The following is a 14,639-nucleotide window of genomic DNA, read 5'->3' on the forward strand; positions in this document are numbered from 1 at the left end:
GGAACGGGCCGCATCGCGGCCCGTTTTTTCGTGCGCGTACCCGTCCGGCTCAGCGCCAGCCGTAGGCGGGCGGGTCCGGCACGAAGCTGTTGGGAAAGGCTTGCGGGCCTTGCTCGCCACTGCGGTAGCGGGCGGGAATGACACCTCGCGCCACCAGGTTGCGCTCGCTGTCATAGCGGATGTCCACGCGCTGCGCCGGCAGGCGGCTGGCGCGTTCGAAGGTGGTGCTGCCCGAATACGACGCTTCGCGCCGGCCGTGGCCAGTGCCCAGGGCGGGCGCCGGCGCAGCAGCCACCGAGCCGCTCGCCCGGGCCGACGGCATCGCACTGTCGGCAGCCGCTTCGGCCGATGCCTGCGCCTGCACCCGGCTCTTTCCGCGTGCCACCGGCGGCGCGCGCGGGGTGGGCGGCACCCAGCGCTCGGCTTCGTTGAACACCGCGATGCCGATCACGCCGATGTTGTCCGGGCGGCCGGTGCGGTCGGCGTAGCTGTTGCCGGGGTTGGTGAACACGAACTGCGCCACCTCGCGCTGCGATTTGCGCCAGCCGGTGATGTCCGCGCTCTGCCACGGCTCAAGCACGTAGCCGGTCTGGTTGGGCGAGGCGACCTCGCCGTTGATGACGTTCAGGCCGTCCACCGAAAGCACTACCAGCACCCGCTCGGGGCTGTTGTTGCGCAGGCGCACCGCATACGGTGCGCCCTGGTTCCCGGCCACCCAGCGCTGGCCGCGGTGCTGCCAGGTGGGCAGTTCCCGCTGCTGGTCGCGGTCGACCAGGCTCAGGGTGACCGGGCCGGCGTCGGCACGGGGCGGAACGGCGGGTTTGAAGCCACACAGGGCCAGCACGGCAAGCAGGGGCAGGGTCAGGCGTTTCATGGCAGGGGCCTTCGGTTGGGTATGACCTTCAACGCGCCGGGCCGGCCAACGGGGTTGCGCGCGGGCAGGTAAACTGGGGGCGTTCAACTGCCTGTAATGATTCCCACATGACCACCCGCGTTCTTACCGGTATTACCCCCTCCGGCACCCCCCACCTGGGCAACTACGTCGGCGCGATCCGCCCGGCCATTGCCGCCAGTGCCGCCTCGGACATCGAGAGCTTCTTCTTCCTGGCCGACCTGCACAGCCTGATCAAGGCGCAGGAGCCGGAGCGGACCCAGCGCTCGACCCTGGAGATCGCCGCCAGCTGGCTGGCGTGCGGGCTGGATCCGGACAAGGTCTGGTTCTACCGGCAGAGCGACATTCCCGAAACCACCGAGCTGATGTGGTTCCTGACCGTCATCGCCAGCAAGGGCATCCTCAACCGGGCCCATGCGTACAAGGCGGCGGTGGACAAGAACCGCGAAGAACAGCTCGACGAAGACGCCGGGATCAGCGCGGGGTTGTTCATGTACCCGGTGCTGATGGCCGCCGACATCCTGATCTTCAAGGCGAACAAGGTGCCGGTGGGTCGCGACCAGATCCAGCACATCGAAATGGCGCGCGACTTCGCGCAGCGATTCAACCACGTGTATGGCAAGGAATACTTCCCGCTGCCGGAGGTGGTGATCGACGAGCAGGTGGCCACCCTGGCCGGCCTGGACGGCCGCAAGATGAGCAAGAGCTACCACAACACCATTCCGCTGTTCGCCCCGCGCGCGGAACTGAAGAAGCTGGTGTTCTCCATCCTCACCGACTCGCGCGCACCGGGCGAGCCCAAGAGCACTGAAGGGTCGGCCCTGTTCCAGATGTACCAGGCCTTCGCCAGCCCGGCGCAGACCGCAGCGTTCGCCCAGGCGTTCGCCGACGGCATCAGCTGGGGCGACGCCAAGCAGCAGCTGTTCGAGCGCATCGACGCCGAACTGACCCCGCTGCGCGAGCGCTACGACGCGCTGATGGCCGAGCCGGAGAAGATCGAAGCGCTGCTGCGCCGTCGCGGCCAGCAGCTGCGTGAGCAGTACGCCATTCCGTTGCTGAAGGAACTGCGCCACGCGGTGGGACTGCGCGACCTCTCCACTGCCGGCAGCATCGCCGCGGAAGACGGTGGCGTGGCGCGCGCTGCCCCGCCGCTGTTCAAGCAGTACCGCGAAAAGGACGGGCGCTTCTACTTCAAGCTTCAGGCCGGCGACGGCACCCTGCTGATCCAGAGCGAAGCCTTCGATTCCCCGCGCGACGCCGGCCAGCTGATCGGCGTGCTCAAGCAGGCCGAGCAGGGCGACCAGCTGCAGAGCGAGCTGTTCAAGCTGGAAGTGGAAGTAGACGTGGTGCTGGCCGCGCTGCAGGAGCTGCGCGACCAAGCCGCCTGATGCGGTGCGTGCGGTAGCCATCGACCGCTGGTCGATGGAAACGTCAACGGAGGAAACACGATGGCCTGGTTGTCGTTGGTGTTGTTCCTGCCCTGGTTCATCCTGCTGGGCACGTTGTACTGGATGTTCCCCCGCCAGCCGCGCGACACCGCGCGGCGCCTGTTCGACGGCGCCGCGCTGCTGCTGGCCTTCGTGCTCAGCATTGCCGCCATGCTCTGGGGCCACCATATCGGCGTGGTGCAGAGCGACGCCGGCCCGATCTGGCGCCAGGTGCTCGCGGTGCTTTACGCCTACGGTGCGTTCCTGGGGGTGATGGTGGCCGCGCTGCTGCTGCGCGGCAGCTGGCTGGCCCAGCGTGCGACCAAAGCCGCATCGAAACCGGCCGCCGGTTCGCCCTAGACTGGGTCGGTATACCGTTTCTGCCAGGGATGAGCCGATGTACGTGGACCCCAGCATCTTCACCATCGACACCGCGTTCCAGCGCAATGACTTCGACGCCGCCTACCTGATCGTCGAACAGGGCCGCGCCGCGTTCATCGACTGCGGCACCGGCCTGGCCGTACCGGCGATGCTCGCCGCGCTGGAACGTGCGGGCTGCACCCCGGAACAGGTGGACTGGCTGGTGCTTACCCACGTGCACCTGGACCATGCCGGCGGCGCCGGCCTGCTCATGCAGCAGCTGCCCAATGCCACGCTGGTGGTGCATCCGCGCGGCGCACCGCACATGATCGACCCCACCCGCCTGGTCGCCGGGGCCACCGAGGTCTATGGTGCCGAGGAAATCGCGCGCAGCTACGGCCCGGTGCTGCCGGTGCCGGCCGCGCGCATCGTGATTGCCGAAGACGGACACCGCGTCGACCTGGCCGGACGCAGCCTGCTGTGCCTGGACACGCCCGGGCATGCGCGCCACCACCTGTGCGTGTGGGACGAACGCAGCCGCAGCCTGTTCACCGGCGACACCTTCGGGCTGTCCTACCGCGAGCTGGACAGCGCACGCGGCGCCTTCATCGTTCCCACCTCCTCGCCGGTGCAGTTCGACCCCGAACCGCTCAAGCAGTCCATCGCGCGCCTGCTCGCCTTGGAACCGCAGGCGGTATACCTCACCCACTACGGCCGCGTGGAGGATATCCCCGCGCTGGCCGCCGACCTGATCGAGCAGATCGATGCGATGGTGGAAATCGGGCGCCAGTGCGATGAGCGTCCTGATCGTCACCGCTGCCTGGTTTCAGCACTTACCGCGCTTTATCTGGAGCGCGCGCAGGCGCATGGCTGTCGCCTGGACGACGCCGCAGTGGAGCGCATCCTCGCCATGGACATCGAGCTCAACGCACAGGGCCTGGCCTGCTGGCTGGACCGCGACCGGCGCTGAGGCGTGCACGGTAACTGAAGTGTCACGTTACACTTTGGCATTCCGTTCTTTTTCTGGTGTCTGCCGTGAATCCGATGCGCATGCTGCTGTTGTCGTCCTGTCTGTTCGTCGGCGGGCTGGCCCACGCGGCCAATGACCTGCCGGGCGGCGGCATCGACCCCGAAGCGCTGTCGCGTCACGTGCGGATCCTGGCCTCGGACGAGTTCGAAGGGCGCGCCCCGGCCTCGCCCGGCGAAGAGCGCACCGTGCAGTACCTGATCGAGGAATTCCGGAAATCCGGCCTGCAGCCGGGCGGCCCGGACGGCAGCTGGGTACAGCCCGTGCCGATGGTGCGCGCCTCGGTCGACGGCCCGGTGCGCGCGGAGCTGCGCCAGAAGGGCAAGGCGCGCGCGCTGGAAAACGGCGTGGATGTGACGATGCAGAGCCTGCGCCCGCAGGCGTCGGTGGATATCAGGAATGCACCGCTGGTGTTCGTCGGCTACGGCATCGACGCGCCCGAGCGCCAGTGGGACGACTACAAGGGCGTGGACCTGCACGGCAAGATCGCCGTCATGCTGATCAACGACGCCGATTTCGAGGCTGATCGCCCGGGCGCCTTCGATGGCAAGGCGGTCACCTACTACGGCCGCTGGACCTACAAGTTCGAGGAAGCGGCGCGGCGTGGTGCGCAGGGCGTGCTGATCGTGCATGAAACCGCCCCGGCGGCGTATGGCTGGGCCACGGTGAAGAGCTCGGGCACCTCGCCGCTGTTCGACATCGAGCGCACCCCGGAGCAGGCGCTGGCCCAGCACGTGCCGCTGCGGGGCTGGATGCAGCGCTCGGTGGCCGAGCAGGTGTTCCGCGACGCCGGGCTGGATTTCGAGGCGGAGAAGCGCAAGGCCATGACCCCCGGCTTCCAGCCGGTGGTGCTGGGCGACGCCACGCTGTCGGCGCAGTTCAAGCTCAAGCGCGAGCAGGTGGTCACCCGCAACGTGGTCGCCAAGCTTCCGGGCGGCGCGCATGCGGATGAGGCGGTGATCTTCTCCGCGCATTGGGACGCGTTCGGCATCGGCCAACCCGACGCCAAGGGCGACAAGATCCGCCGCGGCGCGATCGACAACGCCACCGGCGTGGCCACGGTGCTGGAGCTGGGCCGCGTGTTCGCGGCCGGCCCGCAGCCGCAGCGCACGCTGTACTTCGTAGCGCTCACGGCTGAAGAAAAGGGCCTGCTGGGTGCCAATTATTACGCCGCCCATCCGCTGGCGCCGCTGGAGAAGACCGCGGCGGTGATCAACATCGAGATGTTCAGCCCGGACGGCGCCACCCGCGATATCGCTTCGTGGGGCAAGGGCCGGGTCTCGCTGGAAGGTGACCTGGAGCGCGTGGCCAAGGCCCGTGGCCGCAGCTACAGCCCGGACCCGAACCTCGAAGCCGGCTTCTTCTACCGGGCCGACCACTTCGCCTTCGCCCGCCTGGGCGTGCCGGCGATCACCATCGGCCCGGGCCTGGACAAGCTGGAAGGTGGCGTGGAAGCCGGCAAGGCACTGCGCGAGAAGTACTTCGCCGACTGCTACCACCAGGCCTGCGACGCCTGGACCCCCACCTGGGACCCGGCCGGCCACGCCGCCGACACCCTGCTGGTCTACGACCTGGGCGCCGAGCTGGCCAACAGCCGCAGCTGGCCGCATTGGGAAGAGGGTTCGGAGTTCCGCCAGACCCGCGAGCGAAGCGACGCTGTGCGTCGCTGAGCGGTAGTGCCGGCCGCTGGCCGGCAACCAGGTAAATCCAAACGCAAAAAAAAGGCCGGGGCATGCCCCGGCCTTTTCATTTTTCCGATCCGGAATTATTTCAGGGTGCCATCCAGATAGTTCGGCCCCTTGTTCTTCAGGAAGAACACATACACCACCAGCGACACCGCGATGATCGCCGTGACGTAGATGGCGAAGTCGCCCACCCGGTCGGTCTTCAGCGCGCCCTGGTACAGCAGCGGCGCGGTGCCACCGAACAGCGAGTTGGCCATTGCGTAGCCGAAGCCCACGCCCAGCGCACGCACGTGGGTCGGGAACAGCTCGGCCTTCACCACCGCGTTGATCGAGGTGTAACCGGTGAGGATCACAAAGCCGAGGGCCAGGGTCAGGAACGCCCACAGCGGGTCATGCTGGTTCGGCAGCTGGGTGATCAGGTACCAGCTGTACAGCACGCCGCCCACGCCGAAGAACACCAGCAGGCTCTTGCGGCCCACGATGTCCGACAGCCAGCCGCCAATCGGCTGCAGCACCATCAGGAAGGTCAGCACGCCCAGGTTGATCAGCGTGCCGGTCATCACGTCGGTACCGGCAAACGCGCTCTGGATCATCTTCGGGCCGTTCACCGAGTAGGTGTAGAAGGCCACGGTGCCGCCGGCGGTGATCAGGAAGCACAGCAGCAGCGGGCGCCACTGGTGCACGAACAGCTCGTACATCGAGCCCGACGCCTTGGCGCGGCCTTCGCGGGCGGCTTCGATGGAATCTTCGGTCAGCGACTCATCCATCGTGCGGCGCAGCCAGAACACCACGATGGCGGCCAGGCCACCGATGCCGAATGCGATGCGCCAGCCCCACGCCGAAATTTCCGGCTTGTCCCAGAACAGCAGCATGGTGAACAGGGTCAGCTGTGCCAGCACATGGCCACCGACCAGGGTGACGTAGTGGAATGAGGACAGAAAGCCGCGACGGCCCGGGATGGCCGCCTCGGACATGTAGGTGGCGCTGGTGCCGTACTCGCCACCGGTGGCGAAGCCCTGCAGCAGGCGCGCGAATAGCAGGATCAACGCAGCCCAGCCCCCGATGGTGGCGGCGGTGGGGGTCAGCGCGATCAGGAACGAACAGGCGGCCATCATGGTCACCGACACGGTCAGCGCCAGGCGGCGGCCGTAACGGTCGGCGAAGCGGCCGAAGTACCAGGCGCCGATCGGGCGCATCAGGAAGGTGGCGGCGAAGATCGCCCACACATAGATGGTGGAGTTCTTGTCGGCAGCCGAGAAGAACTGGGATTCGAAGTAGACCGCGAACACCGAGTAGACGTAGACGTCGTACCACTCGACCAGATTGCCGGCCGAGCCCTTCAGGGTGTTGGAGATCGAACGTTTCAGCGCGGCCTTGTCATTGGCGGGCGCTGAAAGGGTAGGGGAGATGCTCATGCTGGAAAACGGTCCTCACGATGGAGCGGTGGTTCTAGGCAGTTTTTACCTTACCCCACGTGCATGACCGGTGGGCATTGCACCATGTAACTAGTCCGGGCACGACAGCGTGCCACCAGAAGGCATGCCGAGGCTGCGGCAAAGGCCTAGAATCCCCTCTCCCCCGCCCGCTGGTCCCGTATGGCCGCCACCCCCGTACCCCCGCAGGCCGCTCCCCGCAGCGGCCTGGTCGTCCTGGCCCTGTTGCTGGTGTACGTGGTCTGGGGGTCCACCTACCTGGGCATCCGTTTCGCCCTGGAGGGCGGCGCGCTGCCGTTGACGACAGTCTCCGGGGCCCGGTTCATCGTGGCGGGCAGCCTGATGTACGCCGTGCTGCGCTGGCGCGGCCTGCCCGCGCCGACCGGCCGGCAGTGGCGCAACCTGGTCATCATGGGCCTGACCATGCTGGTGCTGGGCAACGGCATGGTGGTGCTGGCCGAACGGACCGTCTCTTCCGGCCTGGCCGCCACCGCCGTGGCCTCGGTGCCGCTGTGGATGGCCCTGTTCGGCGCCATGCGCGGCCAGCACGCCACCCGCGGCGAGTGGCTGGGCATCGCCATCGGTTTCCTGGGCGTGGTCTGGCTGAATGCGGGCAGCAGCCTCACCGCGTCCCCGCAGGGCCTGGTCCTGCTGCTGATCGCCCCGATCGGCTGGGCGTTCGGCTCGGTCTGGGCGCGTGGTTTGGACCTGCCCAGCCCCTTCATGACCGCCGCCGGCCAGATGCTGTGCGGCGGCGTGATGCTGGTCGCCCTCGGCTTGGCCACCGGCGAGCGCCCCACCACATGGCCCAGCATGAATGGGCTGCTGGCCGTGGCCTACCTGTGCATGTTCGGCTCCATAGTGGCCTTCACCGCCTATGTGTGGCTGCTGCAGAACGTGCGCCCGGCGCTGGCCGCCAGCTATGCGTACGTCAATCCGGTGATCGCGGTGCTGCTGGGCGCGCTGATCGGCCATGAGCATTTCGGCCCGCGCGACCTGCTGGCCATGGGCGTGATCCTGGCCGGCGTGCTGGTGCTGACCCTGGCCCGGACCCGCCGCAAGTGAGCGCAGTGGAAAGGACGCCCCTGCAGGAACAGCGCCGTGGCCTGGCCATCACCGCCTTCACCTTTACCCTGTGGGGGTTGGTGCCGGTGTACTGGCACCTGCTCAAGGCGGTGCCCTCGCAGCAGATCATTGCCCACCGCATCATCTGGAGCACGGTGCTGGTGGTGGCCTGGCTGCTGATCAGCAACGGCACCGGTTGGTGGAAGCAGATCGCCGCGCAGCCGCGCGCGCTGCCCACGCTGGCGCTGAGCAGCTTGGCCATCGCCTTCAACTGGGGCCTGTACATCTGGGCGATCAACGCCGGGCACGTGATCGAAACCAGCCTGGGCTACTTCATCAACCCGTTGGTCAGCGTGGTGCTGGGCGTGGTGGTGCTGAAGGAACGCCTGCGCGGCCTGCAATGGCTGGCCGTAGCCTGCGCCGCACTCGGCGTGACCTGGCTGACCGTCGATGCCGGCACCCCGCCGTGGATCGCGCTGGGGCTGGCCTGCTCGTTCGGCCTGTACGGCCTGCTGCGCAAGATGATCTCGGTGGACCCCGTGGCGGGGTTGGGTATCGAAAGCCTGTACCTGTTCCTGCCGGCCATCGGCTTCGCGCTGTGGAGTGAAGCCGGGCACGGCGGCGGATTCTTCGGCGGCTGGGGCTTGCGCAACGACCTGCTGCTGATCCTGGGCGGCGCCGTCACCGCCCTGCCGTTGATTGGCTTTGCCTATGGCGTAAAACGCATCCCGCTTTCATTGGTTGGCATCCTTCAATACATCGCCCCCAGCCTGGGCCTGCTGCTGGGCGTCTTCTTCTTCCACGAACCGTTCGACAGCGCCAAGGCGATCGGTTTCGCCGCGATCTGGGTAGGCCTGCTGCTGTTCGTCTCCGACAGCGTGTACCGGTCGCGAAAAATCCCCCGGTAGAGCCACGCCCTGCGTGGCTGCGCCAATTTCCGATTTTGTTCAACGTGCTGCAGAACCCGCGCGCATAGCATCGCGCGCACCAGCCATTGAAGAATCGGAGGTGCAAGATGCTGAAGCTGTCTGCGCGTTACCTGTATCCGCTCATCCTGATGATGACGTGCCCACTCCCCGCATGGGCGCTGTGCTGCCCCGGCGACATAAAAGACCCCATGTCTGCGAGCAGCGGCATAGGGCAGGTTCAACCGTCCGAGACGGATGTGAGCCTTGATCGGCAGTGGGCCGTTCACACGTTCGAACGTGATGGAGTGGGATACCTGCAGGTTAGTGAAAAAGCAGGAGCGGTGCAGTTCATCATCGGAAGATCGGGAACGCACTACTGGGTGCTGCCCGCCGGCCCGATGGATACCAGCATCGCCTTGCCGTCGGACCATCGCCCACCCGCGCCGGCGCATGCACGGGAGGTGTATCGGCATCCTGATTTCAGGTTGCTTGTGAGTGGTTGGGGAAGCACTGCAAATTGGTGGGTGGAAAACGCCTCCGAGTAGTCCTAGCACGTTGAAGGATCAGCGAACGACATCCTGATACGGTTGTGGAGGCACTGAACGGTTCCACCGTAGGCCTGTGTTCGGCCACTCAACCGACCCATCGCCATGGTGACAGTGCTCCTGGACAGCCTGTGGCGAACGTCCGCTGCACCGATGGTAACCACCACGCCCCGGGTGGTTCCATGGCGACCGCATCTGGCGCGTATCATCAGGTTTCCCTTCTCGTGTTCCAGCAGCAGGGAAACTGCCTCTGTCATTGCGCGATAGACGTTGAGCTGAAGGTCCAGGTCCAACCGGCAGGGGTCGCCTGAAAGATGAAGCCGCTCCAGCCTCGCTGTCTGCTGCCAGGCATCACCGACTCCCCCGATCTGAAGGGCGAGGTAGAGCCCGACATGCTCCATGCTGGTTGGATAAACCATGCTGGTCTGCTCCCGGAACTTCCTCGAGTGAACGGTCGCAACGTGCAGAAGACTTGAGGCCATGTCGTGGTGTCCGCGAACTTTCAGCCAGTCGATGGTCTCGCTCAGCGCGGACTCAAGCCCGTCCCCGATCCGCCTCAGGTCCATTGCACGATTGCGGAGCTCGCGCTCACCCACGCTGTTGGAGGTGCGAGCGTTCGAGATGGCCTGCCGACCGGCGCTCGCATGGAACGTGCACTGATGGTAGAAGTGCGTGATCCGCGAGCCAAGGGCCAGGAGCGCAGTACCTGAGAGGGCTGCAATCAGCTGAACGTTGAACGATTCCAGATCAAACGAAGATGGAAGCCCGGTGACCGGGGTGCCAACTCGGACGAACAGATTCATCAAAGGCACTCCAAGGCTGCCCCCAGCCGTCCTTGAAGGCAGGTCAGCGCGATGACAGGCGCCGCCATCAGAAGTTGAGCAGTAGTTCTTTCGACTGAACCCTGAGGCAAAAGGATCGAGACGAAGCCGCAAGCCAGCAGTGCAAGTAAGCCGTATGTGGTACGTGAGTTCAGAAACGACGGCCAGTCGATATCCAACCGCTGTCTCCACAGCGCCGCCAGGGGTATGACCGTCAAGATGGCTACGTAGTCGCCAAGCGTGCTTCTGAATGCAATCGCCACGATCCCTTCGGCGGGCGGTACAGGCCAAAGGAGATGGGCAATGATTACCGTTCCTGCTCCGATCAGCACTGCTGAAGCAGCTGCGACCGATAGCATCCATGTATCCGTCTGGCGAGCGACATGCCGCCGATGCAGGTAGACGACCCACGCCGCAGTTGGAAACTGAAACGCGGAGGAGATCAGGACCCAAGAGAGGCCATACTTCTCGATCAGGGGGAGTCTCAGGTGTCCATAGTAGGCATACTCGCCGAGCAACAAGTATGGCCAGAAGCGAGCAGGGCATAGGATCAGCGCTGCAACACGCACCCCTGCCGGTAGAAAGAACTGATCTAGTGAGACTTGCCTGGTCGCCCAGCACGTCGTGGCGAACAGCGCAACAATGAGCAGCCCTTCGGGTAGGGTTCCTACAGCTGATCGAAACGCGTCTGAAACTTTCTGTGTCGACATCCATACCCTCCGTAGGTCGGGAGATGTCGCAATTCGTCCGCGACGCACGCCCTTTCCGAGGGCGCGAAAGTAGCCACGGGGTGCCGCCTTCGCAATGAAGATTCGGACTTTTCAGACAAAGACGAAGCGGGTTGTCTGCTTCCATTGAACTGCGTCACACCGTAGGCATGATCCGCGTTCCAGAACGCGAGCATGAACCCAGCTATGGAGATGACGTATTGAACACGTTGGTCATGGAATGTGGGTAGCATCATTCCGGATGATGCATCCGAAGCGTCGCCTTTCGCCCCATTCCGATATGCACCCATTCCGCGCGCTGCTGAACTGCCTGTACCCGCGTGTGCGGGCAATCAGGGAGCAGATGATGAAGAAGTTGTGGTGGCTGCTATTGGCCGCGTTGCCGTATCCGGCAGTGGCATCTATGGAAGACCCCGTGGCCCGGCCGTGTTACATGTGCACCGCCAGCGAGATGTATGAACGTGCAGAGTCGCTGGGGGTCGGCCAGCACTACATCTACGACGGCGCGAGTTGGACCAATATCCAGGGGTTCAATGTGACGGAGGTCGGTGGCCAGCGTGTGGCGACTCACTTCGTGCCGGAACCATGGATACGCACGCAATACAACGCGTTGATGAGGATGTACGACGCGGGCACCGGGAGATTCGTGGACCAGTGGGGGACGGTGGACCTTCCGGCGCCCGGCTCGCCGCACGGGTTCAATGCGCAGACCGCAACCGACACGGTGCTTTGGGGGCACCACGTAAGCGACCTGAATCCCAGTCACCCGGAGGCCAGGCAAACCGTGAATCGCCTGCTGTCGCGTGCGGTGCGCTTCTCGTTCCTCCACGCCGACACCGAGCACGGACGCATCCTGCGGTTCGAGTCGCAGGCGGATGGAAGGATGCCGTTGATCTCCAAGCTCAACATCTTCCTCTTCCTGGGATGGGTGGAGTCGTTCTTCGACTACGACACCCGGCAATGGGTGTATCTGCGATCCAGCGACGGCAGCTACCTGGTCCAGGAAAAGGCCGAGGATTTCCTCTATTCGGATGGTACTCCGCGTACTTTCACCTACACGCGGGAGTTTTTGCCTTACTTCCAGCAGCGTGCAGACTGGGCGGGTGTGGCGGTGGTCGGGCAGCCGCCGATGGGTTATCGCAATGCCAGTTACCGTTGCAGCATCAGGGAAGGGAAGCCCCTTTGCGAGTTGCTTTGAGCGGCGACGCGGCAAGTTCCGCATGACGCAGGACCGTGCCCCTCCGGGGGCACGGTCTTACCGCGCATCAGGTTTCCCGCAACGCCGTAGTAATCGGCAACCGCGCCGCGCGCAGTGCCGGGAACAGCCCGCCAACCAGCCCGATCCCCAGCGCCCACTTCAAGCCGCTCCACAGCAGCTCGGGTGAGACCTTGAACTGGAACACCACCTGGCTGAAGTTGCTGCCGATGGTGGAGACGCTGTAGCCGTTGAAGATGGCCCAGGCCACCAGCCCGCCCAACAGGCCGCCGATCAGCGCCAGCAGCATGGTCTCCAGCATGATCGCGGTGACCACCGGCACGCCACGGAAGCCGATGGCACGCATGGTGGCGATCTCGCGCGCACGGGTGGCCACTGCCGCGTACATGGTGTTGAGCGCACCGAACACCGCACCCACCGCCATGATCGCGCCGATCACCGTGCCCAGCACCTTGATCAGCGTGTTCAGTCCACCGCCCTGTTTGGCGTAGTACGCCTTGGTGGTTTCCACGTCCAGCTTCAGGCGCGGGTCGGCGGCAACGCCGGCCTTGAACTGCTTGAAGCCCGCTTCACCGTCGGTACGCACCGTGATCGACTGCCACGCACTGCGCTGGTAGGTATTGGCCAGGGTTTCTGCGTCCGTCCAGAGTTCCGAATCGTGCGCGTCGCCGGAGTTGAACACCCCGACCACCGTCCACTGCTGGTTGCCCAGGGTGAGCGTCTTGCCCACCTCCAGCCCACGGAATTGGCCCTGCGCACCTTTGCCGACCACGATCTCGCGCAGGCCGGGATTGAAGCGCCGGCCTTCGGTGATCTTGACCTTGTCGTGCACCGCCCAGGCCATTTCGCCCACGCCACGGAACTGCGCGTTGACGTCGGTGCCATCGCCCTTGGAGACCAGGTTCACCACCTGCGAGAGCTCCGGCGAGATCATCGGCTTGCCCTGCGCATCCTTGGCCACGCCCGGCACCGTGGACAGCAGCGGCACCTGGTCGCGGGTGATCACCGAATTGGTTTCCGCCTGCGAACCGCCGCGCAGCACGATCGCGGTGCTCTCATCGCCGGTGCTGTTAAGCGTGGCCTGGAAGCCCTGGCCCATCGCCAGCATTGCCACCAGCACGCCGACCACGCCGGCAATGCCCACCACCACCACCGAGGACGCGCCCCAGCGCTGCGGCAGGCTGGCCACGCCGATCCGCGTGGCGGCCAGCGCCAGCCGCCCGCTGCGGGTCAGCAGCAGCCACAGCACCACCGCCGCAACCACCGCCAGTACCGCCGGCCACGGCAGGATGATCCACACCACCAGCGCCACCGCGAGCAGCAGCACCGACACCAGATTGCCCAACCATTGCTTCTTCATGTCGGTTCTCCTCAGCGGCCCGCCAGGGCGTCGACGATCTTCAGCCGCTTGGCGCGCAGCGCCGGCAGCAGGCCCACCACCACGCCGATGACCAAGATCAGCGCCACGCCCATCGCCCAGGTCTGGGTCGGCACGTGCGGCGGCAGAAGGCCCTGTGTCTTCGGCGACAGGATCGGCAGGATGGTGGCGGCCAGGCCCATGCCGATTGCACCGCCAAGCCCGATCAGCAACACCGCCTCGATCATCACCAGCACCAGCACCGTGCTGTCCTTGAAGCCCAGCGTCTTCAGCGTGGCCAGCTCGGGCACGCGCTCGCGCACCGCCTGGGCCATGGTGTTGCCGGTGAGCAGCAGCAGGGTGAAGAACACCGCGCCCATGATCGAGGTGACGATCAGGCCGATATCGGCGAACTGTTTCACGAACGCCTGCTGGAACGCCGACTCGGTCTGGGTCTTGGTTTCATGGTCGGAGTTGGCCGAGATCGCATCGATGGCCTGGGCCACGCGCGAGGCATGGTCCGGGTTGTCCAGGGTGACCGTGAACCAGCTGACCTGGTTCTTGATGTAGTCGTTGGACTCGTCGAAGTACTTCCAGTTCATCATCAACTGGCGCTCTTCATTGGCCGCCAGGGTGCGGTCCTTGGAACGGAACACGCCCACCAGCTGCAGCGGCCAGTCGTTGCTGCCCCCGCGCGGGAAGATGGTGGCCTGCAGTGGAATGGTGTCGCCGATCTTCCAGCCGAATTCCTTGGCCAGGGTCTCGCCGACCACCGCGCCGGTGCGGGTGTCCTGGAAGGCCTTGAGCTGGTCCGGCGGCAGCTGCAGCTCGCGGTACACGTCGAAGTAGTTCGGCGCCACCGAGAAGTTGGCGAAGAAGTTCTTCGGGTCCTGGTAGATGCCGCCGAACCACATGCCCGAGGTCACGTCCTTTACCCCGGGGACCTGGCGCACCTGCGGTTCCAGGCGGATCGGCAGCGACTGGGTGATGGACAGGCGCGAGGCCACGATCAGGCGGTTGGCGCCTTCCACGCTGCCACCGGAGCTGAAGGCCACGCGCACCGAGTCGAGCATGCCGAACAGCAGGAACGCGGCCACCACCGAAAGCAGGGTCAGCAGGGTCCGCGTCTTGCTGCGGAACAGCTGCGCCCATATGAGCGAGAAATACTTCATCGC

Annotated in this window: 14 protein-coding genes; 8 read left to right on the forward strand and 6 right to left on the reverse strand. The window is 65.6% G+C overall.

Features of this window, described 5'->3' with window-relative positions; translation table 11 throughout:
- Nucleotides 1-49: 49 nt before the first annotated feature.
- Nucleotides 50-874: a hypothetical protein gene (locus tag PDM28_RS01650; protein ID WP_311183552.1), complete on the reverse strand. Its 825-nt coding sequence runs from the start codon at nt 872-874 to the stop codon at nt 50-52.
- 107 nt (nt 875-981) lie between these two features.
- On the opposite strand from PDM28_RS01650, the gene PDM28_RS01655 reads away from it, so the two are divergent.
- The 4 genes from PDM28_RS01655 to PDM28_RS01670 all read left to right on the forward strand — a co-directional run bounded on the left by PDM28_RS01655 (nt 982) and on the right by PDM28_RS01670 (nt 5,376).
- The gene (locus tag PDM28_RS01655) at nt 982-2,280 is read left to right on the forward strand and encodes a tryptophan--tRNA ligase (protein WP_311183553.1); all 1,299 of its coding nucleotides are present in this window, start codon (nt 982-984) and stop codon (nt 2,278-2,280) included.
- A gap of 60 nt (nt 2,281-2,340) precedes the next feature.
- A complete protein-coding gene (locus PDM28_RS01660; RefSeq protein ID WP_311183554.1) occupies nt 2,341-2,679 on the forward strand; it encodes a hypothetical protein in 339 nt (112 codons plus the stop codon).
- Nucleotides 2,680-2,716: 37 nt separating this feature from the next.
- Nucleotides 2,717-3,649, forward strand: coding sequence for an MBL fold metallo-hydrolase (locus PDM28_RS01665; RefSeq protein ID WP_311183555.1), 933 nt, complete (start codon nt 2,717-2,719; stop codon nt 3,647-3,649).
- A 74-nt stretch (nt 3,650-3,723) separates the two neighbouring features.
- Nucleotides 3,724-5,376 carry a M28 family metallopeptidase gene (locus PDM28_RS01670; RefSeq protein WP_311184625.1) on the forward strand — a complete coding sequence of 551 codons (1,653 nt, stop codon included), beginning with the start codon at nt 3,724-3,726 and terminating at the stop codon, nt 5,374-5,376.
- A gap of 95 nt (nt 5,377-5,471) precedes the next feature.
- Here PDM28_RS01670 and PDM28_RS01675 read toward each other — a convergent pair whose 3' ends face one another.
- Entirely contained in the window at nt 5,472-6,806 is a 1,335-nt protein-coding gene (locus PDM28_RS01675) for an MFS transporter (RefSeq protein ID WP_102947037.1), read from the reverse strand.
- Between the two features lie 180 nt (nt 6,807-6,986).
- Here PDM28_RS01675 and yedA point away from each other — a divergent pair, with 180 nt between their 5' ends.
- The 3 genes from yedA (at nt 6,987) to PDM28_RS01690 (ending at nt 9,342) form a co-directional block, all read left to right on the forward strand.
- Nucleotides 6,987-7,889, forward strand: a complete 903-nt coding sequence (gene yedA, locus PDM28_RS01680; RefSeq protein ID WP_311183556.1) for a drug/metabolite exporter YedA — start codon at nt 6,987-6,989, stop codon at nt 7,887-7,889.
- Nucleotides 7,886-8,797: an EamA family transporter RarD gene (rarD, locus tag PDM28_RS01685; protein WP_425507627.1), complete on the forward strand. Its 912-nt coding sequence runs from the start codon at nt 7,886-7,888 to the stop codon at nt 8,795-8,797. The genes yedA and rarD overlap by 4 nt, the downstream gene beginning before the upstream one ends.
- Before the next feature lie 107 nt (nt 8,798-8,904).
- Nucleotides 8,905-9,342, forward strand: a complete 438-nt coding sequence (locus PDM28_RS01690) for a hypothetical protein (RefSeq protein WP_311183558.1) — start codon at nt 8,905-8,907, stop codon at nt 9,340-9,342.
- Nucleotides 9,343-9,344: 2 nt separating this feature from the next.
- Here PDM28_RS01690 and PDM28_RS01695 read toward each other — a convergent pair whose 3' ends face one another.
- Both PDM28_RS01695 and PDM28_RS01700 read right to left on the reverse strand, forming a co-directional pair.
- Nucleotides 9,345-10,145 carry a hypothetical protein gene (locus PDM28_RS01695; RefSeq protein WP_311183559.1) on the reverse strand — a complete coding sequence of 267 codons (801 nt, stop codon included), beginning with the start codon at nt 10,143-10,145 and terminating at the stop codon, nt 9,345-9,347.
- Complete coding sequence (locus PDM28_RS01700; RefSeq protein ID WP_311183560.1) at nt 10,145-10,873, reverse strand: MASE1 domain-containing protein; 729 nt, start codon at nt 10,871-10,873, stop codon at nt 10,145-10,147. The genes PDM28_RS01695 and PDM28_RS01700 overlap by 1 nt, the downstream gene beginning before the upstream one ends.
- Nucleotides 10,874-11,237: 364 nt before the next feature.
- On the opposite strand from PDM28_RS01700, the gene PDM28_RS01705 reads away from it, so the two are divergent.
- The gene (locus PDM28_RS01705; RefSeq protein ID WP_311183561.1) at nt 11,238-12,089 is read left to right on the forward strand and encodes a hypothetical protein; all 852 of its coding nucleotides are present in this window, start codon (nt 11,238-11,240) and stop codon (nt 12,087-12,089) included.
- 67 nt (nt 12,090-12,156) lie between these two features.
- On the opposite strand, the gene PDM28_RS01710 is transcribed toward PDM28_RS01705, so the two are convergent.
- Together PDM28_RS01710 and PDM28_RS01715 are read right to left on the reverse strand one after the other, a co-directional pair.
- A complete protein-coding gene (locus tag PDM28_RS01710; protein WP_311183562.1) occupies nt 12,157-13,467 on the reverse strand; it encodes an ABC transporter permease in 1,311 nt (436 codons plus the stop codon).
- An 11-nt stretch (nt 13,468-13,478) separates the two neighbouring features.
- On the reverse strand, nt 13,479-14,636 hold the full coding sequence (locus PDM28_RS01715) for an ABC transporter permease (protein ID WP_311183563.1): 1,158 nt from the start codon (nt 14,634-14,636) through the stop codon (nt 13,479-13,481).
- Between the last annotated feature and the right edge of the window lie 3 nt (nt 14,637-14,639).

Origin of the sequence: Stenotrophomonas aracearum, from assembly GCF_031834615.1 — a bacterium.
In the GTDB taxonomy this organism is placed as follows: domain Bacteria; phylum Pseudomonadota; class Gammaproteobacteria; order Xanthomonadales; family Xanthomonadaceae; genus Stenotrophomonas; species Stenotrophomonas aracearum.